This window comes from Bifidobacterium crudilactis (assembly GCF_000738005.1).
GTDB lineage: Bacteria > Actinomycetota > Actinomycetes > Actinomycetales > Bifidobacteriaceae > Bombiscardovia > Bombiscardovia crudilactis.
Window position 1 is genome coordinate 1,346,364 of record NZ_JHAL01000002.1, and the last position, 20,659, is coordinate 1,367,022.

Consider the following 20,659-nt stretch of genomic DNA (forward strand, 5'->3'; position numbering starts at 1 on the left):
GAGGCTTTCGAGAGGAACATAAATAAATATTGACTGTATATTGTTCATACTGCATTATGTCATCGCATCAGAAGTACTTCGATTCTGCACGTATGGAGAGTACACATTCGCCTACATGAGGAACTCAATTTTCGGCGTGTCATGCATGTATTTGTCCACTCTGAGAGTGAAGAACCGAATCATTTTCTCGAGTGCCGTGCGAAGGAAGCCTAGCAGGGCACACTGCACGCTTGAATATCATCAACCGTCCAATTCCCACACCACTTGCATTACACAGAAAGCGCCCTTCAACTTACAAGGGCGCTTTCCTCTTTCGCAAACTCTTCAGCCGATGAGCTAAGCCTTCGTGACGACCACGCTCAACTCCTGCGCGGCCTCGTCACTCTCGACTGCGACTTCCGTGGCCAGGGTCTCCCCTGCGATCAGTTCCTTGAACTGCTCGATCTTGCTCACATCAGCTGCGGGCACGTTAAGCTTCAAGGTGATGCGGTCCGCGATATCCAGTCCCGCATCCTTACGTGCGTCCTGCACCACGCGGATGGCATCGCGGGCGTAGCCTTCGGCCAGCAGGTCGTCGTTCAGCTCGGTGTCGAGAATCACGAAACCGCCGTAAGCCAACGAAGCCGAGACGGAATTGGCGGCCAACTCCGCGTCGCGCTCCTTGACGCTGTTATTGAGCTCATACTCCGACGACTCCAGAGCAATCTCACCCGACGGAGTCTCGACCAGCACCGTACCGGCACCGTCAACATGCCAGGCACCGGTCTTGGAAGCCTTGATGGCGAACTGCACCTGCTTGCCGAGACGCGGTCCTGCCGCACGGGCATTGACTCTCAGTTCGTGAACGATGTCCAAGCCCTGTTCGGAAGCGTTCTCGATTGTGGAGAACGCCACATCCTTAACGTTGAGTTCGGACTCCAGCAGCGCGGTATACGGCTCGATGGCTTCCACGTCTTCGACGATCACCGTGAGCTTGCTGAGCGGCTGGCGCACACGAATCTGTTCGGCCTTACGCAGCGACAGCGTTCCGGAAACGATTTCGCGCACCTGCTCCATGGCCGACACCAATGACGGGTCGTCACGCAAGACTTGTCCCAGCTCGGTTTCGGCACCGGTCTTGGCGTCCGTGGTGTACGGCCAATCCGCAAGATGCACGGATTCACCGCCGGTCAGACCACGCCAGATTTCCTCGGCTTCCATAGGCGCGAGCGAGGCAATGGTACGCATGAAGACCTCCAACACCGTGTAGAGGGTGTTGAATGCCTGCTCGTCTTCCTTCCAGAAACGGTCACGGGTATTGCGGATGTACCAGTTGGTCAGCACATCGATGAAGTCGCTCGCCGCTTCGCAGGCATCGGCAATCGCAAAGGCGTCAAGTGACTGCTGGGCCTTATCCACCAAGCGACGCGTCCTGGCCAGCAGATAGCGGTCCATCTCGGGCAGGCCGTCGATTTCTTCCGGTTTCAGGCATCGCGCATCGTAGCCCTTGCCATTGTTCGCGGCATTCGCATACAGCGTGAAGAAATAGTACGAACTCCACACCGGCAGCATCACCTGACGCACCGTGTTGCGGATGCCCTCCGCCGTGACGATCAGATTGCCGCCACGCAGAATCGGCGAACTCATCAGGAACCAGCGCATCGCATCGGAGCCATACTTGTCGAATACACCATTCACATCAGGATAGTTGCGCAGATGCTTGCTCATCTTCTGACCGTCGGAGCCGAGCACGATGCCGTGGCAGATGACGTTCTTGAAGGCGGGCTTATCGAACAGCGCGGTCGCCATCACATGCAGCAGATAGAACCAGCCGCGGGTCTGACCGATGTATTCCACGATGTAATCGCAGGGGAAGTGCTGTTCGAAGTATTCCTTGTTCTCGAAGGGATAATGGAACTGCGCGAAGGGCATCGAACCGGAATCGAACCAGCAGTCGAGCACATCGCTGATGCGGTGCATCTGGGACCTGCCGGTCGGATCATCGGGATTCGGCCGCGTGAGGTTGTCAATCCAGGGACGGTGCAGATTCACCTCACCCTTGTCGTCAACCGGATAGCTGCCGAAGTCGGCCTTCAGCTCATCCAGCGAGCCATAGACATCCACGCGCGGATACTTCGGGTCGTCGGACACCCACACCGGAATAGGCGAACCCCAGAAACGATTGCGGCTGATTGACCAGTCGCGGGCATTCGCCAGCCACTTGCCGAACTGTCCGTCCTTCACATTCTCGGGAATCCAGTTGATCTCCTGATTGTGGGCCAGCAGCCTGTCCTTGAACTTGGTCACGCTGACGAACCAGCTCGAAACGGGCTTGTATATCAGCGGTGAACCGCAACGCCAGCAATGCGGATAGCTGTGCACGTAGCTCTTCTCCTGGAAGAGGATGGCTTTGCGATCCGCAGGAATATCAGCCAGAGGACCGTCGCCGGCACGCAGATTGCGGATGATGGGCATATTCGCGTCAAAAGCCTGCATGCCTTCGTAATCCGGGCATTGCGAGGTGAACACCGCACCGTCATCGAGTACATCGACACTGCGGATGCCCTTGGCGTTCAACGTGTTCATATCGTCCTCGCCGTAGGGAGCCTGGTGAACCAAACCGGTTCCCTCCACGGTGTCGACGTAGTCGGCGGTGAAAATCTGGTAGGCATTCGCGCCTGGCATGCCGCCTTCGGCCAGCGACTTCTCGTCCGAGAAATACGGGAACACCGGCCAATAGCGCCAGCCTTCCATCTCGGCACCTTTGAGAGTACGGACAACCGTATAGTCCTCGCCCAGCTCCTTCGCGAAATCCTCGACGCGCGGTGAGGCGATATAGAATTTCTTGCCTGCATTCGGCCCGTTCACGGCTTCGACTTCGCTGTACTCGATGTCCGCACCGACGACGATGGCGAAGTTGGTCGGCACGGTCCAAGGCGTGGTGGTCCAGAAAACCGCATAGGCGTCGTCTTCGTCCTTCAGACGCACGGCCACGGAAACCGTGGTGTCCTGACGGTCCTGATACACGTCGGCATCCATGCGCAGCTCATGGTTGCTCAGAGGCGTCTGGTCCTTCCAGCAATACGGCAGCACACGATATCCCTGATAGGCCAGACCCTTGTCATACAACTGCTTGAACGCCCAGATGACGGACTCCATGTACGGCACGTTGAGGGTCTTGTACCCATGCTCGAAATCGACCCAGCGGGCCTGACGATGAACATAGTCCTTCCACTCCTCCGTGTACTTCAACACGGAGGTACGGCATGCGTCGTTGAACTTCGCTATGCCCATCTTTTCGATTTCATCGACGCTTTCGATGCCGAGCTCACGCTGCGCCTCAAGCTCTGCGGGCAGGCCGTGCGTATCCCAGCCGAAGACCCGGTTGACCTTGTGCCCCTTCATCGTCTGATAGCGGGGAATCACGTCCTTGGCATAACCGGTCAGCAAATGACCATAGTGAGGGAGCCCGTTGGCGAACGGGGGGCCGTCGAAGAACACGAACTCGTTATTGTAATGTTCGCCGGAATCATGCTCGTCAATGGACTTCTGGAAGGTATCATCCCTGTCCCAGTATTTGAGGGTGTCCACTTCCATCTGAGGGAAGTCGGGATTTGGCGTAACAGCCTGAGCTTTCGCATCCGTTGAAGCTTTCGGATACACATTGCTCTGATTCATACCCTGGGAAGCTGTGGTATCACTCACTGCAATCTCCTCGTTCGTCGCTTCTGTAACAACAGTCACTTGACGAGGACGATGCTCCGCACCTTGTGGTGCGATTCACCGCGGTACCACCCCGCTTGCCCCGTGAGATGCACATGTGCATGCGCCCGAAGCCGCTTGAGACAGGCTATCTCGGGCCCACCCGCCGGTTCTACTGGGAATCGGCCACAAGCCTGGGCTTGACCACCGACACCGTTCTTCCGAAGACTCCCCGCTGATAACGGATCATCGCCACAACGAAGCCAATCATAACACCCGGCTCCGCGCAGAGGATAACTGCACTAAAAGGACAGCTTTTCACCCAGAAATTCCACAAAAAGCTGTCCTTTTAGTGCAGTTATCTCTTCTTGCTGCTCGATTACTCCTGGAAAACGTCCGGATGGGCCGGGTCACCGGGAATTTCGGGCATGATGCCTTCGAGTCCGAGGAATTCCTGCCAGAATCCGAGGGGCTGGCCGTATGGGCCGGCATTGCGCCCCTGGGCCTGCAGGTTCGCCTTGGCCTCCAGCACATCCTCTTCCGTCAGTCCGTCGAAATAGGCTTGAAGCCGCTCGAAACGTCGTTTGTCATAGAACAGTTCTCCGATGATTTCGGTCAGCCGTTCCACACGTTCGATAGGCAGAGAATCCCAGTGCCGTAGTTCTATGAAGTTCTTCAAACGCACATCGTTGAAATGCGTGGACAGAATATGATTCATCTCGTATTCGTTGAGAGGACGGTCGGGATATATCTCGGAGGCGTTCTCATGCCATGCAATGACGTGAGGGTCGTCGACGGTGTCCCGCAATTCCGGCGTGTGCGTGAGGTCCGCGAACATCAAGGGTGTGCTCAGCACATCAACGGCATAATCCTCCCAACCGAAACGAGGATTGAACAGTCCGGGGGTCAGACCGGTTCGCTGCGGGTCCATCCAGTCCCACATGCGCTGCCTCAACAGCGGGAAGGGATTGATGTCGCCCTCGCAGTACGGTGAGTTGCGGAAGAACCAGGCCAGAATCGGCCCTATGGCGGAAGCGATACGCATTTTCGCGATGGCATCGCCTTCGTCGGTGAAATCTATGCTGACCTGTGTGGCCGAGGAACAGCGCATCATCATCGGCCCGCATTCGCCGATTCTGCCCAGATAGGCATTCATCGCCGTATACCGGCTTTTCGGATTCAAGGGCACATCGGCGAAAGATGAGACCGGCTGGTATCCGTATTCGACCAGCCGGAATCCCAATTCCTCGATGATGTCGTCAACTTCACGCCTGAACGCACGATAGACTGCGTTGATGTCGCGCGGGTCATGCAGAACATCCAAGGAGCACTCGAACTGACCGCCCGGTTCCAGGGAAATGGCCACACCCTTACGCGCCAGACCCACGAGATGCCCGTTCTCCCAGTATTCCTTATCGGCATCGTAGTACGGAGCCAAACGCTTCAACAGCGTTTCAATGCCATTGGGCTCAAAGTAGGTGACCGCCGTATCCGAACCGTTGTGCACCGGAAGATGCTCGATTTCGATACCGAAGCCGAAGGGACCGTCCGGCTTCGCACCACTCTCGAAGAGTTTGACCAGACTCTCCACATGCTTCGGGTTGGCCGTGGCGAGCATATGAGCGAAATTGACACGTGTGGTGTTCATGCTCCGATGGTATTGCACGCGTCGGATGCAGCGCGCAGATACCATGCAAATCACCTATACGAATAATCGATGACGAATTGCAGATTCGCGCGTCGGCATCGGATTCGCGACACTCACGCACAGCACCCGTCGGCAACGTCGTTCGTCTCGTGTTTCTTCGCTGCGGCGATCATGAGCTTGATTCTGTTGAGCTGATTCGCCTCGGAGGCACCGGGGTCGTAATCGATGGAGACGATGTTCGCTTCGGGATATTCCCTGCGTATCTTCCCGAACATGCCACGACCCGTCACATGGTTGGGCAGACATGCGAACGGCTGGGCGCAGATGATGTTTGGGGTTCCCGACTGCACCAGATCGACGATTTCGCCGGTGAGCAACCATCCCTCGCCCGCCTGCACGCCCAGGGATGTGACGGTACCCGCCTTTTGCCTGAGCTCGTTGATGGATACCGGCACATCGAATTTTCCGTGGCTTTGGCGTAGGGCTTTGAGCATCGGACGACGGTACTGTTCGGCGATGCGCAGGGCCATCCTCTTGGCCCATGTGTTGCCGCCGGTACCTAGATGTTCCTCGTTCCATTCGGCGTTGGATATGCCGTTGATCATGAAATCGCATATACCCGGCAGAACCGCTTCACAATCCTGAGCCTCAATCACATCGATCACATGGTTGTTGGCATCGGGGTGGTATTTGACCAGAATCTCACCGACCACACCGACTCTCGGCTTCCGTGGGATATTCTTCAACGGCATGCCGTCGAAGGCTTCGACCATGCGTCGCATCAAGGTGGAGTAGTGCATCCTCCCGAATCCGTATGTCTTCTTCGCTGTTTGCGAATGCCCGTGGTGTTCGAGACTTTCCCGGATGATGGTGTTCCATCGGCCGTAGAGCTGGTTCGCAGAACCTTCCTCCAGCTCGTAAGGCCGCACACGCAACAGGCATTCCATCAAGGCATCACCCAGATAGAAGGCCTTGACGGCGCGATGCAGCAACGCCGGTGTCGCCTTCAGACCGGGATTCGCATTCAGCCCCTTCACGCTGAGCGTGATGATCGGCACATATCCGAATCCGGCGTCCTCCATCGCCTTGCGCAGCAAACCGAAATAATTCGTCGCCCTGCACATGCCTCCGGTCTGAGTGACGATCACCGCACATTTGTGTGGATCGTAGCGTCCGGTAAGGAAGGCGTTGACCAGTTGCCCGACGACGATGATCGCGGGGAAGCAGGCGTCGTTGTTGACGAACTTGGTACCGGTATTGATGTCGTCCTGAGTTGCTTTTTCCAACAGTCTGAAGTCGTAACCGCCGCTGCGGAACACCGATTCCAACAGGGAGAAATGCACCGGTGACATCTGGGGCGCAAGAACCGTATAACTATGCCCCATCTCCTTGCTGAAGGGACGGAGTCTGGCATATCTGGCCAATGCCGACTGTTTGCGCTTCGACGCGGGATCACCTTCGACAGTCTCCGAAGATTGCAACGCCTTTGCCAAGGATTGTGCCGGGAGGCCTTCGCGTTTGAGTGCGGCCTCCTCGCCGGACCGCACGCGCTGTGCCGCTCGGTCGCGTTCCTCCATAGCGGCTTTCAACGAGCGGAGTCTGATCTTCGCGGCTCCAAGATTCGATACCTCGTCGATTTTGAGCTGAGTGTAGACATCGTTCTTGTCGGCGAGAATCTCCTGCACCTGGTCCGTGGTGATCGCGTCGATGCCGCAACCGAAGCTGACCATCTGCACCAGCTGCAGATTCTCATACCCTCCGACGAAACGCGCCGCTTCGTACAGACGCGAGTGATACGCCCACTGGTTCTCGACGCGCAACGGCAGGCGCTGATGCCCTTCGAAGGCCGGAACGGTTTTACGAAAACCATCGGCGTTCCTATTCGATTCGATTGCTCGCTGACCCTTGTCATCCACGAAGGCGCTGAAATCCGGCATACGTTTCGGATTCAGCTCGCATATCGAATCCTCGGAGAGCACCGCCATACCCAATGAGCAGATGGTTTCGGGAATGCCGTGATTGATTTCGGGGTCGATATGATAAGGACGCCCTGCAAGAACGACACCTCGAGTATGGTGTTCGCGCATGTAGGCCAAAGCCCGCAGCCCTTCCTGGCGGATGTCGTTCTTGAACACGGCGTCCTCACGATAGGCAGCCGCAACGGCAATACGAGCCTCCTCTTCACTCACCTCTGCCCAGGAGAAGATGTCGATTATCCGCTCGACAAGTTTTTTCCGGTCGGAAAGATTGATGTACGGCCTGAGAAAGCGGATGCCGGGCTGTTGCAAATCGGTCAGATTCGCCTCGATCACCACCGGATAGTGTGCCACCACCGGGCAGTTGTATTTATTGTCGGTGTCGGGGGCAAGCTCCTGTTCGTAGGTCACGCATGGGTAGAAAATCGTACTGATGCCCTTGTCGAGCAGCGATTCGATATGACCGTGCACCAGTTTTGCCGGATAGCAGATGTTCTCCGAGGCAATGGAATCCATGCCGCGTTCAAACACCTGATGGTTCGAGCGCCCCGAAATCATCACTCTGAATCCGAGCGAAGTGAGCAGAGTGAACCAGAAGGGATAATCCTCATACATATTCAGGGCTCGTGGGATGCCGATATCTCCACGCGTCGCCTTTGCAGGCGTCAAGCGACGATAGGCGAATGCGCGCTTGTATTTGAAATCGTAGAGATTCGGCCTGTCCGAACGCTGCTTGTTTCTGTCACCTCCGCGTTCACAGCGGTTGCCGGTCACGAAACGCGAACCGTCCTGGAACTCCGTGACCGTCAGTTTGCAGTGGTTCTGGCATAGATTGCAGACGTCATGGGTGGTGTCCATCGACAGACCATCAAGGTCGCTCCCCATCAGCATGGAACTGCGCATTGGCCGCCGGAGTGCAGGGTCTTTACCAGCGCCGTTTTCATCGAGACTGTCTTCATCTACACAGTCTTCATCCACACCGTTTTCATCTACACAGTCCTCATCTACACAGTGGATACGCGCCGTAAGCGCCGCGCCGTACGCTCCCATAAGACCTGCGATATTCGGTCTGGTGACCTCGCGTCCGGTAAGCAACTCGAAGGCTCTGAGCACGGCATCATTGAGGAAGGTTCCTCCTTGCACCACCACGGTGGAACCCAGGGATTGCGGATCGCGCAGTTTGATGACCTTGTACAGGGCGTTGCGCACGACCGAATAACACAGACCGGCTGCGATATCCTCCGGAGTCGCCCCTTCCTTCTGCGCCTGCTTGACGGAGGAATTCATGAACACCGTGCACCGTGATCCCAGATCCACCGGGGCTTTCGAGGCGAGTGCCTGCTTGGTGAATTCCTGGATGCTGATGCCCAGGGATTGCGCGAAAGTCTGCAGGAAAGACCCGCATCCTGAGGAACATGCTTCGTTCACGCATATGGAGTCGATAACACCCGAGGTCACCGACATGTATTTCATATCCTGCCCGCCGATGTCGATTACCGAGGTCACTCCCGGGCTGATCTCCTCTGCGGCCCTGTAGTGTGCCATGGTTTCCACCACGCCTTCGTCCACATGCAGGCCTGCGGTGATGAGCCCTTCGCCGTAACCTGTCGCGCAGGCTCTGGCGATGGTGCAGTCCGCCGGGAGCACCTGCTGAATGCTGCGGACGATGTCGGCGGCTGCCAGCAGGGGATTCTCCTGATGCGTGGCATATGTGGACCAGACGATGGTTTTGTCGTCATCCACCAGAGTCGCCTTGATGGTGGTGCTCCCGGCATCGATACCGAGGAACAAAGGCCCGTGCGCCTGCGAGATATCGCCGACCGGAATGCTGGACTGTGCATGCCGCCTGGTGAACGCTTCGCGCTCCTCTTCGTCAGCGAAGAACGGACGTAGGGTCCTCGCCTGCGATGGCAAGGATTCGAGCATATGCAGCGCTGCGATGATGCCACGTAGCGAGTGCATGTCTTCCAGCGCGAACGGGGTCTGCCCGTGCTCATCCGCCGACGGATTGTCAGGGTTCTTGGACATCAGCGCCGCCCCATAGGCGACGAAAAGATGCGCATCCTTCGGCACGATGTATCGCTGAGCCTTGCCGTCGAGCAGCGCGGCGAAGGCGTTGCGAAGCTCCGGCATGAAGAACAACGGCCCTCCGAGGAACACGACGTTGCCCTGTATCGGTCTGCCGCATGCAAGACCGGATATCGTCTGCGTGGCGACCGCAGAAAAAATGGATGCCGCGAGATCCGGCTTTGCCGCACCGTCATTGATCAGTGGTTGAAGATCGGATTTGGCGAACACCCCGCATCTGGAGGCAATCGGATAAATGGTCTTGTGCTGTGAGGCGAGCTCGTTCAGTCCTTGCGCATCCACATTGAGCAGCGTCGCCATCTGATCGATGAAGGCACCGGTCCCCCCGGCGCATGAACCGTTCATCCGTTGCTCGGGAGTGGGTTTGAGGTAGGTGATTTTGGCATCTTCTCCACCGAGCTCGATGATGACATCCGCTTCGGGATTCGTGGTGTTGATGGCTTCGGTTTCGGCGATCACCTCCTGTGCGAATTCGACTCCGAGCTGATTCGCCAGACCGAGACCACCTGATCCGGTGATGACCACACGAACAGGATGCTCGTCCTCTCCTATGCGGGACATCTCGTGAAGGATGTCACTGAGCAATTCGGCGACGCAACGTCGGACATTGGCGTGGTGTCTGCGGTAGTCAGTGAACAGCGCGTCCTGCAAACTATTCGAGTCACCGAGCACCACGGCCTTGACGGTCGTGGACCCCACGTCCAGACCGATGCGCAGGGGGCGGAGCCCCGGGTTTTCATCGGCACCGGCTTTCACCTCTATATCCTCATCAGCCATATGCTCCCCCTCTCACCAACCTCCACAACGCGTGCGTTCACATGTTTCACCGGATGCAACAGGCACATCGCAGCTCGCACGGTGTTCACACGCATGCATGGTGTTGACACACCCTCTACCGTAGTGAATGCTAGCCCCAAAATTCCGTATCCACACATATGTTTGGGGTCCTGGTTCGCAATAACAAGAACGAATCCCTTGCCGGAGTAGGTTTCCCTAGGATAAACATCTGTATAGAATATTTTACATGTGTTTATGTCCGTGTGGTGTCGGAAAGTGGAGACCATGAGCGAAACGCTTTTCCCAACATCGTCACAGCCCGGATACCGTTCATCAGGATCGGGCCGGGAACTTGGCGGCGACGTCAATCCAACTGCTCCGGCAGAAATACCACGGCTAGCACGAGACACCACAGCAGAACAACCATGGCCCGTAAGCGTATTGAGCCAGAAATTCCATGACGCGGTCTCGAAATGGCCGGGCGCTTGGATCGAAGGCCAGATCGTCGAAATCAACACCAGACGCAGCGGATCGGCCTACCTGACGGTCAGAGACAACTTCGAGGACATCTCCATATCGGTGATGGGCTTCAGACAGTTCGCCGTCATGGCACGCGATTTCCATCAGGGCGACCGCGTGGTCATCCACGGACATCCCGACCTCTGGGTCAAGCAGACACGACTGAGTTTCATGGCGGACGATATCCGCCGCGTAGGCACAGGCGACCTGAAACAGCAGATCGAGGAACTCCGCAAGAAGCTCAAAGGCGAAGGGCTCTTCGACCTTGAACGCAAAGTACCCTTGCCCGAATTCCCGACGAGAATCGGCCTGGTGTGCGCACCACAGGCACGAGCCGAGGGCGACGTCATCACCAACGCCCGCCTGAGGTGGCCGACCATCGAATTCACGGTCGTTCACGCACACGTCCAAGGACCGCAATGCCCTCCCGATGTGATCGCGGCAATCCAGCGCCTCGACACAGACCCCACTGTAGATGTCATCATCGTCGCCCGCGGAGGAGGCAGTTTCGAGGACCTGCTCGGATTTTCCGATGAAGGCCTTGTGCGGGCAGCCGCGTCATGCCAGACACCATTGGTATCCGCCGTCGGGCACGAGGACGATTGGACGCTCATCGATCTCGCCGCCGACCTGCGTGCATCCACTCCCACGGATGCCGCGAAACGCGCCGTTCCAGACGTCAACGAACAGCTCCAGCTAGTTGCGGAAGGACGTCGTCGCATTCGCGACCGCATCACCAACATGGTCGGCAACGAGTCACGGCTCATCGAAGGCTACGCAAACCGGCCAAGCCTCACCCAACCGCTGTTGATGCTGGAGCGACCGCAACGTCTGGTCGACGAGGCAGGGCAGCGACTTGACATCGCTTTGCGGCGCATCGTGGACGACGCTGGACTGACCGTCGAAAAGCTTCATGCCTCACTCACCGCGCTCAGCCCGCAATCCACGCTGAACCGCGGCTATGCAGTCGTTCAGGCTTCGGACGGGCACGTCGTGGATGACTCGAGCAGTGTGCACGAAGGAGACGGACTGACCATCACGCTCAGGCACGGAACGGTCGTCGCAACCGCCGAATCAGCCGTGGAAGAGACAACGCCAGCAAGGCAAGGGCAGTAATTCAGCACAATACGAGTGCTGCAACAAGGAAAGACATCGAGGGACGGAATCATGACCGATAATGAAACAATGAACAAGGAAACATCGGACAAGACAGCTGCAGATAACACAGCGGTAGACGGCACAGAGGTAGACGGCACAGCGCAACCAGCCATCGCCAGCAGTCTCAGCGACAAGGAACGCGAAGCCATCGCGAAACTGCCGTATGAACAGGCCCGCGACCAGCTCATCCAGGCCGTTCAAGCGCTCGAAGCCGGAGGCCTCGATCTCGATGCCTCCATGCGCCAATGGGAAATCGGAGAGGCCCTCTCCAAACGCGCCCAGGAACTACTGGACCAGGTTCGCGCCAAACTGGACGGTGCCCAGGCCGCACAATCCAGCGCCGGAGCCAGTGCGGGTACTCAGTCCAATTTGGAATAAATTGGACTGAGTACCCTTCGCGCCCGCAAGGGCGCTCACCTCGCCTGACTTCCGGGAAGGTTGCGTTGCGTATTACGACGTGTGGCAAGCGCTACGCGATTCTTCGCGCCCTTTGCGGGCGCTCACTTCGCCTGCAACGTATAACATGACGGTTTCGCCTGAACCTCGCTGATTAATCGCTTTCAGCGATTCTTCGCGCCCTTTGCGGGCGCTCACTTCGCCTACACACAGCCCACTGGGCTGTGTGCTTAACGGCTCAGCCATCCAAATTTCATCGGAAAACCGTCCTTATGATGCAGTTATTCTCGCATGGTCCGAATGTTTATAGATTTTCGGCTTGAATCATGGCCTGCTGGATTTGAGATGCGGTGATATCAGGCAGAGCGCGACTGAATGACGACCGAGGACCTGCTGCGAATCGGGCGACAGTCCGGAAATTCTCGGGTGAAGCCTCCAGTCGCATGTCGGCGAAGGAACGCGGCAATCCCACAGAGCCGTAGAAAGGCAGCAGGCGTCGGGCCTCTTCCTCTTGCCCTTCTGCAAGAAGTTGCACGATGATGCCGTAGGCGACCTTCGCACCATGCACGATGGCCGTCGATTCGGGAAGCAGCGTCAGAGCATCATGCATCGCATGGGCTCCGGAAGCCCTTGCCCGCACTCCCCCGAAGCCTCCGACCGTTCCGCCAAGTCCGATGATGGTATCCACCACCCTGAGCGCATGTTCGTCGATACGACCAGCTCTGAATGACGCGAGCGCAGGGACACTGTCCTCCAGCAGGATGTCACGTATCAGACCGGCGGAGCCTTGGGCCAGACGGTCGAAGGCACCCAGCGAAGCGCTCCGAGCAAACACCGGTGCGGATTCATACCATTTGGCCAGGGTGTCCCCTATACCGCCGATGAGATACTCGATGGGTCCGGCGGACACCAGTTCTGCATCGACGAGCACCAGATCACTGTTATGCGCATGCATCGGCGCATCCACATATCGGTGTTGCTCGTCATAGTTGACGGAAAGCGCCGAATATGCGGCACAGGTTGCGGCAAGGGTCGGCACCATCACGCAAGGTACAGCAAGGATGTCCGCGATGTTCTTGACCGTGTCCGAGAGTTTCCCACCGCCGATGCCGACAATCGCCCCGGCATCGGCGGCCTGTGTGGCCAGCTCTTCCGCATTGCGCAGGGTTGCGCTGCCGTCGTAATACCAGACGGGCGCGGGAAATCGCGCCAGCCCGGTGTGCCGCAGATACGCGGACGAGGACCGTCGACCGGTGACGATCACCGGATTGCGGTATGCCTGCAGATACTCTCCCAGTCGTCCGGAGATACCTGGCTCACTGACATAGCGGTCAGGTCCGCTACGAATATCACTGTCATGTGCCGTACTCATCGAATTCGTCGTATGCCCTTCATTGTCAAACCCCCGTCACTCATACCCCTCATTGCAGGTAGCCCTCACCCGCAGCTTTTCGCATGGCGTTTCAAACCGGCCGCAAACGAACATCACCAATATGGCACCGGACTCCGGTCGAACTCAAAGTTCAAGTGCTCGGATACGCCGCACGCATTCCTCGAGTCGAAGCTCGTCATCCAACAGGCTGAAACGCACGAAGTCCTCTCCAGCTGCTCCGAAGCAATCGCCCGGCATCACCGCCACTCGGGCGTCATCCAGCAGCAGCTCGGCAAAATCGGCGCCACGCATCCCGTGCGGAGCCTTTGCCCATACGAATAACGCGCCATCGGTATGGAACACCTCGATACCGGCCCCCTCCAGCCCCTTGCTGAGTATGCTGCGTCGTTTGGCATATCGGGCCGAGAGACCTTCGACCGAAGACTGGTCGCTGAGCAATGCCGCGGCTCCGGCATCCTGGACGGCGCCTGTCGGGCTGGAACACATCTGGTGGTGATACTCGCGGATATAGCGCATCAGCCAGGAAGGACCAGCGATAAAGCCCAAGCGCCAACCTGCCATGCCATACATCTTCGACAGACTCACCGCCTCCACCGCCACATCCTGCGAACCCGCATACGACAACAATCCGGCCGGACCGCGTGCAGTGGACCCCGAAGGCGTTTCCCCCAACGACGCATAGGCGAAATCGTTCGCAAGCAGAAAACCGTGACGGTGCGCCAAATCAATCGCCTGTCTGAACAGCTGCTCCGAGGCCACGGCACCCGTCGGATTATTCGGGTAATTCAGCAGCAGCAGTTTGGTGCGCGACCATTGTTCGTCGCTGACCGTCTCGAAATCCGGGAGAAATCCCTGCTCTCGCGTGCAGGGAATGGCCAGCAATTCAGCGCCTGCCGCCTGGGCGAGCGCCGCATAGGGCGGATAGTACGGATCGACGACAGCCAGGACATCGCCCGGCTCGAGCACCGTCTGAGTCAATGCGGTCAGAGCCACGCCCGCCCCGCAGGTCGCCAGCAACTGACTGTTCCAGTCGAGTTCCACCCCCTGCTCACGGCGATACCATTCCTGCGCCGCCTGAAGCAGCGCAGGTTTACCGTCGAATTGCGAGTAGCGGTGGTTTTCGATTCGTTCCAGTGCCTGCTGACCCGCCTCGACGATGAACTCCGGCGTAGGCAGGTCAGGGTTGGCCTTGCTCAGGTCAATGACATCGATTCCGCGTGCCTTCGCATCGTCCACACGGGCATCCATCACAGAGAACACGTTGTTCGGCAAGAATCGCACATTGTGTGCAACCATCGACGAAACGTGCGCGTCCGATGCCCACCAAGATTCCGGATTATCAGCCGCACCACTTTCTGACCCGTCACCAGACAGCTCACGAGTACGCTGGGCGGTCTTCTGCTCACTCATAGATGGCCTGCTGCGCCGGGGCCTTCTCCCCCGCGGCGACATCGAAAGGAAGGTGGTTGCGCTTGGATGGAATCGGGCAGGTGCAGTAGACGGAAAAGGCGCACGGATAATTGAAGGCGTAATTGAAATCTATCGTGTCAAGGCCATCCAAGCTCAATGCATCCAGTTGTAGCACCCGACCGATGCCATAGGTCTCCTTCCCCGTGGTGCCATCGGAGAAGAAGATGCTGGCATGACCGAAGACGTTCGACACCACCAGAGAGTACCTCTCCCCCTGATAATCGAAGTCCACGAAACCCAGCACCGGATATGACTGCAGCACGGTCTTGACGACCGAATCATGAATATCCAGCTCCTCGTCCTTCGCCCTGCGGAACGTGGCGGGAATGCTCCACTCTCTGCCTATCGGGAAATGCTCGATGCCTTGGAACTGCTGTCGACTTGGAGCCTGCGGGTCTTTGACGCGTATCCAGAAACGATGCAGCTCCTGTCTCAGCAGGTCGGTCTGCGAGTTGACTTCGACGCGCAGATCTCCCACCTGCAGATAGCCGAGCGCCTGTTCGCCGAATGCCGTGGGCACGAAGGCCAGCGCTTGAGAGACTTCGCTTCCTGCGTTGCTCACAGACAACGATGCGTCGGCATCCGGAACATAGGTCAATACATCATTCCGAGCGTTCCACGAGCCGGGTACGCCTTCGATCGTGGCCGATTCCCCATTGGCTATCCATGTAATGGACACCGGAGCGAGATAACCGTGCGGCGCCTTGAGTTCTTCCAATCGTTGCGCCCGCCAGATGTGCCATTGCTGGACATACGGGTCGACGGTGACGGCATCCCGGACTGTACTGCTCATATTGTTTCCTGACTTTCTGTGCGATGCTGCTGAATATCGAAGATGGTGCCGGCCTGCTGCCGATGCCTTCGCTCAGTCGAAGAAGGGGATGTTGTGGTTCTTCTTGATCTGCGTGGCCACCGCATCGGTGTGATATGCCGCCACGACCTTCTTGTAGGTCTCGTTGTCCTTCTGGCTGGTATTGGCCACGATCACGTTCACATAGGGCTTGAAGCTGGTGCTGTCGGCGTCTATCTTCGGCGCGTAGATCGCATCGTCAGGGCTTTTCCCCGCATCGATGATGAAGTTGGTGTTGGTGATTCCACCCGCATAGTCCGGCAGAAGATTGATGATGGAGGCAGCGTCGTTGGGGACGATGTCGATGCCGCTCGGGTTTCCGGCGATGTCGTCGACCGTCGGATTGGCCGCCGAACTGTCTTTGAGGGTAATCAGACCTGCGGAGTCCAGTACTTTCAGTGCCCTGCCGAGATTCGTCGCATTGTTCGGAATCGCGACCTTGTCCCCAGACTTGAATTCGCTGACATTCTTGTATTTGTCCGAGTAGAGGTTGAACGGGGATATGTAGCTGTCCCCTATCACGGTGAACTTGTAGCCCTTGTCCTTGATTTCCTGGTTCAGGAAGGCGTAGTGCTGGAATGCGGTGATGTCGAGCTCGTTGTTGGATAGCGCCTGATTGGTGTATATGCCGTCCTGGAAGGTCTTGTATTCGAGTTTGATATTCGCGTTGTCCTTGTCGAGCTGGGCTTGGACGGCTTTCCAGACGTTGTCGTCGGAGTTGCCGACCAGACCTACCTTCACCACCGTTTCACCGGCTGACTGGGCGTTCTGCCTGATGACGAAGCCAGCGATGACGACGATGACGACCGCAATCGCCGCCAGTAGGATGATGAGGGTTCGCTTGGCCTTCGCCCTGTTTGTTGTTGCCATGGTTCTTACTCTTTCTCTTCATTGCATATTGCGTATTGCGTATTGGGATGTTCGGTTGGGAAAATACGGTTCGGAAGATCCGGTTGGGAAGTTCGATTTGGGACGCAGCATCGCGAACGATGCAGGCCGTTAGGGAACGCTACGCGCCGATATCATGCAGCGCCCCGTCACAATCAGTGTTCGGTGATCTCCACCAGCAGCCTGCCGATGAATTCGATCAGTCCGATCAGCAACACCAGCACGATGATGGTCGCATAGGTGGCATCCGGCATGAATCGCTGATACCCGTAGCGGATGGCGAAATCACCCAGCCCTCCGCCTCCGACGATGCCGACGATGGCGGTCAGACCTATCAGACTGACAAGAGTGATGATGGTGACCCTGATGATCGAAGGAATCGCCTCACGAAGATAGATGCGGAATATGATCTCCCCGTTGCCCATGCCCATCGCCTCCGCTGCTTCGATGAAGCCTGGGTCCAGACCAGCCAGCGACGATTCGATCTGCCTGGTGAAGAAAGGCGTGATACCGACGATCAGGGGGAAAATCGCACCCTTGGTGCCGATGGCGGTACCCACCAGTGCCCTCGTCACCGAAACCAGGGCGGCGGCCAGGATGATGAAGGGTATCGAACGAAAGAGGTTGATGATCTTGTCGATGATGTTGAAAACGATGGGATTGGGGGCAAGACCTCCCGTTTTGGTGACGGTCAGCACCACCGCCAGGAATGTGGCCAGCACGAAAGAGGCCAAGCCCGAAATGCCGACCATGATGAGCGTTTGCACGAAACTGTCGAAGAATTCCGGGAATCGCGCCACGACATTGGGAAACCACAACTGCAAAATATCAGGCATGCTTAAGCACCTCAATTCCTATATGACGGTTGCGCAGATAGTCGATGGCACCCGCGATGTTGGATTCGCCGCCCTTGAGAACCACCACAAGGCCACCGAGAGGGGCGTTCTCAATGAGGTCGATATCTCCGAAGATGATGTTGGCATCGATATCGAAGTCGCGCGAGATTCTGGATATCAGGGCTTCGGAGGCCTCTTTCGACACATACTGCATGCGCAGCAGCACCTCCCCATCGTCCAGAGCGACGAGCGGCGAATCACTCTCGAGCAGGTCATGAATCTTGTCGAGATTCGAGGTCGTGGCCACGAAGGACCTGGTCAACTCGGCCTGAGGGTTGACGAAAATATCGAACACCTTGCCTTCCTCGACTATCGAACCCTGATCGATCACCGCAACCTTGTTGCATATCTGCTTGATGACGGCCATCTGATGCGTGATGATGACGATGGTCAGTCCCAGGGTGTCGTGCAGATTCCGCAGCAGCGCGAGGATGGACTTGGTGGTGTTCGGATCAAGCGCGCTGGTGGCCTCATCGCTGAGCAGGATGCTTGGCCGATTCACCAGTGCACGGGCGATGGCCACGCGCTGCTTCTGCCCGCCGGACAGCTCGCTCGGATAGTCGTCGGCCTTATCGGTCAATCCCACCAGCTCAAGCAGTTCAGCGACCCGCGCTTTTCGAGCGGCCTTGTCAGCGGGGTCACGAAAGGCGAGCTCGACGTTCCCTGCGACGGTTCGTGACGGCATGAGGTTGAAGGACTGGAAAATCATCCCGACACCACGCCTGAGCAGACGCAGATTCTTTCGCGACAAACTGCCGACTTCCTGACCGTGAACGCTGAGAGAGCCCTCGTTGTATCGTTCAAGCCCGTTGATGCACCTCACCAGCGTGCTTTTGCCGGCACCCGAAAGACCGATGATGCCGTAGATATCGCCATCCTCTATGGAGAGATTCACATCGTGCAGCGCCGTGGTATCGACGTCATCGCCGTGGTATCGCTTGGTGAGTTGTTTCACCGCTATGGCCTGTGCCATGCCGACCCCTTCCTGGTATATCCCCTGTTCACAGCGCGAGCTCCAGTACCGCGAGCACATCCGCTTTGTTCAACGGCGAATAGTTGCCGACCGTCTGCGTATCCCCGTGGGTAAGCTCCTCCGCGATATCCTCGAAATCCTCATCGGTGATGTCGAGGTCGCGGAGCCTGGTGGCCAGGTCCAATTCGCTGAAATACGCTTCCAGCCTGTCCGCCAGCAGATTCGCCGCATGTTCGGGTGTCAGATCGTAGGGGTCCGCGCCCAGGGTCCTGACGGCAAGTTGCGCATAACGTTCAGGTTGCCTCCCGGCTACGTACCGGATGATTGAGGGCAATATCGCGGCGATGCCTTCGCCATGAATCAGATCGAAGCGACCGCCCAGGGCATGTTCCAGGCGATGCGTCGTCCAGTCGTTCGTGGAACCGGTCGCCAGGAAACAATGATTGAACATCGTGGCGGAAAGCCAGTGCAGTTCCGTCCGGGTCTTGATATCGGCGGGATCGTGTGCAAAACGTTCGCCCTGGGTCAGCGCGGCTATGAATCCCCCCTCCAGCAGACGGTCGGCGGCTTCCAGATGGTCTTCGGCGGTGAAATACGGTTCGAGAAATCCCACGGCCAGATCGGCAACCGCCGCCGCCTGATAGTGGTATGGTGCGGTTCGCGAGTACTCCGGGTTGACTATGGCGAATTTCGGGATGACGACGCGTGTTTCCAGGGCGCGCTTGTCCTGCCCCTGTTGCAGGACCGCGCAATCGGAAAGCTCCGACCCGCTACCCGGTATGGTCGAAATCACACCGACAGGCAGCGTGGTTTCCGGAAGGGCGCTGCCGTCGAACAGCTCCCAGACATCGCCGTGATAGGGCACGCCCACGCCGACCGCCTTGGCCGTGTCGAAGGCGCTTGCACCGCCTGCCGCAAGCACGAAATCCACTTGATGCTCTCGTGCACGTTCAATCAGCGAACGGACCAGGTCTATGCGGGGATTGGGCTCCACATCACCGTTCTCTATGAGATGGGCATGCACGGATGCGGCGGCGGCCTGCACGACGTCATGGATGCCGAGGTCGAAGACGTAATCACCGCTGTATATCAGCAGAATCGAAGTGGCATGGCGCTCTTTGAGCAATCGTTCGAGCTGCCGTTCGGCACCGACGCCGAATACCAATTCGCTCGGTGAATAGTAGGTGAAAGTCATGTGGGTATCCTTGCATTCCGCTGGATTTCTGTGTTGGTCGCCCAGTGTATTGACCACGAGACACCGCCAGCAAGGCGGAAGCTATACCCATAATTGATAGGCGATTATCACTGCCATTGTCGAGTGCGTGGGCGGCTTCCTCTGTCTAAGCTCCGTCATCCAAATTCAAGACCTGGAGTCTCAGAATATGGAATCGTCAGATGTCTGGAATGGATGCCTGATTTACCGTGCTCCATCCGGAGAATCACAAACACCCATGACCAAGGTAACGAATTCGGCGCAATCTTCGAAGACGTGTGCAACACATGCTGTTCACATCGAAACGAAGCAAGTCGGGAATCATCTCACCGGCCACATTCCAACAGCAATTCAGGAAAGCACGACACCATATAGGCAGAGACGACATCGTTTTCCATTCCCTCCGAGCAACACACGCTACAAAACTCATCCTTAACGGCGGCACACTTCGCGAGGTCATGAACAGCCTTGGCCATAACTCTGTGACAGTGGCGGTCAAACATTACCAGCGCGTTGTCCCCGATCATCAGAAACGCGTAGCCAATCTGCTCGCCTTCGAGTACATCCCATCAATGGGCGACCCGGAACTCCTGAAAACAGTGGTACGCGAAACCGAAGAAGAAATACTCAAAATGCAAGACTTCGTCGATGGATTACACGAACATCTAGCGACAATCGAAAACACACGCCATTAGACGCACGGCATATTATTGCGAGACACACACGAATACAA

The 20,659-nt window shown here is 57.4% G+C and carries 13 protein-coding genes; 3 read left to right on the forward strand and 10 right to left on the reverse strand.

Going from position 1 to position 20,659, the window contains the following annotated elements; all coding sequences use genetic code 11:
• Positions 1–336: 336 nt before the first annotated feature.
• The 3 genes from ileS to DB51_RS07785 form a co-directional block, all read right to left on the reverse strand.
• Positions 337–3,657, reverse strand: coding sequence for an isoleucine--tRNA ligase (gene ileS, locus DB51_RS07775; RefSeq protein WP_034253046.1), 3,321 nt, complete (start codon positions 3,655–3,657; stop codon positions 337–339).
• A gap of 403 nt (positions 3,658–4,060) precedes the next feature.
• A complete protein-coding gene (locus DB51_RS07780; RefSeq protein ID WP_034253048.1) occupies positions 4,061–5,329 on the reverse strand; it encodes a glutamate-cysteine ligase family protein in 1,269 nt (422 codons plus the stop codon).
• Between the two features lie 113 nt (positions 5,330–5,442).
• A complete protein-coding gene (locus DB51_RS07785) occupies positions 5,443–10,170 on the reverse strand; it encodes an acyl-CoA dehydratase activase-related protein (RefSeq protein ID WP_034253050.1) in 4,728 nt (1,575 codons plus the stop codon).
• Between the two features lie 285 nt (positions 10,171–10,455).
• Here DB51_RS07785 and xseA point away from each other — a divergent pair, with 285 nt between their 5' ends.
• The gene (gene xseA, locus DB51_RS07790; protein ID WP_084674631.1) at positions 10,456–11,805 is read left to right on the forward strand and encodes an exodeoxyribonuclease VII large subunit; all 1,350 of its coding nucleotides are present in this window, start codon (positions 10,456–10,458) and stop codon (positions 11,803–11,805) included.
• 69 nt (positions 11,806–11,874) lie between these two features.
• On the forward strand, positions 11,875–12,225 hold the full coding sequence (locus tag DB51_RS07795; RefSeq protein ID WP_084674735.1) for an exodeoxyribonuclease VII small subunit: 351 nt from the start codon (positions 11,875–11,877) through the stop codon (positions 12,223–12,225).
• A 322-nt stretch (positions 12,226–12,547) separates the two neighbouring features.
• Here DB51_RS07795 and DB51_RS07800 read toward each other — a convergent pair whose 3' ends face one another.
• The 7 genes from DB51_RS07800 to DB51_RS07830 form a co-directional block, all read right to left on the reverse strand.
• On the reverse strand, positions 12,548–13,615 hold the full coding sequence (locus DB51_RS07800) for an iron-containing alcohol dehydrogenase family protein (protein ID WP_084674632.1): 1,068 nt from the start codon (positions 13,613–13,615) through the stop codon (positions 12,548–12,550).
• 144 nt (positions 13,616–13,759) lie between these two features.
• Positions 13,760–15,046, reverse strand: a complete 1,287-nt coding sequence (locus tag DB51_RS07805; RefSeq protein ID WP_051867377.1) for a pyridoxal phosphate-dependent aminotransferase — start codon at positions 15,044–15,046, stop codon at positions 13,760–13,762.
• On the reverse strand, positions 15,039–15,899 hold the full coding sequence (locus DB51_RS07810; protein ID WP_034253052.1) for a DUF1684 domain-containing protein: 861 nt from the start codon (positions 15,897–15,899) through the stop codon (positions 15,039–15,041). The genes DB51_RS07805 and DB51_RS07810 overlap by 8 nt, the downstream gene beginning before the upstream one ends.
• 72 nt (positions 15,900–15,971) lie before the next feature.
• Positions 15,972–16,826 (reverse strand): MetQ/NlpA family ABC transporter substrate-binding protein, encoded by an 855-nt coding sequence (locus DB51_RS07815; RefSeq protein WP_034253055.1) that lies wholly within the window; start codon positions 16,824–16,826, stop codon positions 15,972–15,974.
• Between the two features lie 173 nt (positions 16,827–16,999).
• The gene (locus DB51_RS07820; protein WP_034253058.1) at positions 17,000–17,680 is read right to left on the reverse strand and encodes a methionine ABC transporter permease; all 681 of its coding nucleotides are present in this window, start codon (positions 17,678–17,680) and stop codon (positions 17,000–17,002) included.
• Positions 17,673–18,713 carry a methionine ABC transporter ATP-binding protein gene (locus tag DB51_RS07825; protein WP_034253061.1) on the reverse strand — a complete coding sequence of 347 codons (1,041 nt, stop codon included), beginning with the start codon at positions 18,711–18,713 and terminating at the stop codon, positions 17,673–17,675. Before DB51_RS07825 ends, DB51_RS07820 begins: the two co-directional genes overlap by 8 nt.
• A 28-nt stretch (positions 18,714–18,741) precedes the next feature.
• Positions 18,742–19,908, reverse strand: a complete 1,167-nt coding sequence (locus DB51_RS07830) for an iron-containing alcohol dehydrogenase (protein WP_034253064.1) — start codon at positions 19,906–19,908, stop codon at positions 18,742–18,744.
• A gap of 296 nt (positions 19,909–20,204) precedes the next feature.
• On the opposite strand from DB51_RS07830, the gene DB51_RS10545 reads away from it, so the two are divergent.
• Positions 20,205–20,621, forward strand: coding sequence for a tyrosine-type recombinase/integrase (locus DB51_RS10545; protein WP_272866986.1), 417 nt, complete (start codon positions 20,205–20,207; stop codon positions 20,619–20,621).
• Positions 20,622–20,659: the final 38 nt, after the last annotated feature.

Bases quoted from the DNA above. Each gene is read 5' to 3' on its own strand.
- DB51_RS07795 (WP_084674735.1), top strand. From the start codon at position 11,875: ATGAACAAGGAAACATCGGACAAGACAGCTGCAGATAACACAGCGGTA.
- DB51_RS07830 (WP_034253064.1), bottom strand. From the start codon at position 19,908: ATGACTTTCACCTACTATTCACCGAGCGAATTGGTATTCGGCGTCGGT.
- DB51_RS07780 (WP_034253048.1), bottom strand. From the start codon at position 5,329: ATGAACACCACACGTGTCAATTTCGCTCATATGCTCGCCACGGCCAAC.
- DB51_RS07825 (WP_034253061.1), bottom strand. From the start codon at position 18,713: ATGGCACAGGCCATAGCGGTGAAACAACTCACCAAGCGATACCACGGC.
- DB51_RS07785 (WP_034253050.1), bottom strand. From the start codon at position 10,170: ATGGCTGATGAGGATATAGAGGTGAAAGCCGGTGCCGATGAAAACCCG.
- xseA (WP_084674631.1), top strand. From the start codon at position 10,456: ATGAGCGAAACGCTTTTCCCAACATCGTCACAGCCCGGATACCGTTCA.
- DB51_RS07810 (WP_034253052.1), bottom strand. From the start codon at position 15,899: ATGAGCAGTACAGTCCGGGATGCCGTCACCGTCGACCCGTATGTCCAG.
- DB51_RS07805 (WP_051867377.1), bottom strand. From the start codon at position 15,046: ATGAGTGAGCAGAAGACCGCCCAGCGTACTCGTGAGCTGTCTGGTGAC.
- ileS (WP_034253046.1), bottom strand. From the start codon at position 3,657: ATGAATCAGAGCAATGTGTATCCGAAAGCTTCAACGGATGCGAAAGCT.
- DB51_RS07800 (WP_084674632.1), bottom strand. From the start codon at position 13,615: ATGAGTACGGCACATGACAGTGATATTCGTAGCGGACCTGACCGCTAT.
- DB51_RS07820 (WP_034253058.1), bottom strand. From the start codon at position 17,680: ATGCCTGATATTTTGCAGTTGTGGTTTCCCAATGTCGTGGCGCGATTC.
- DB51_RS07815 (WP_034253055.1), bottom strand. From the start codon at position 16,826: ATGGCAACAACAAACAGGGCGAAGGCCAAGCGAACCCTCATCATCCTA.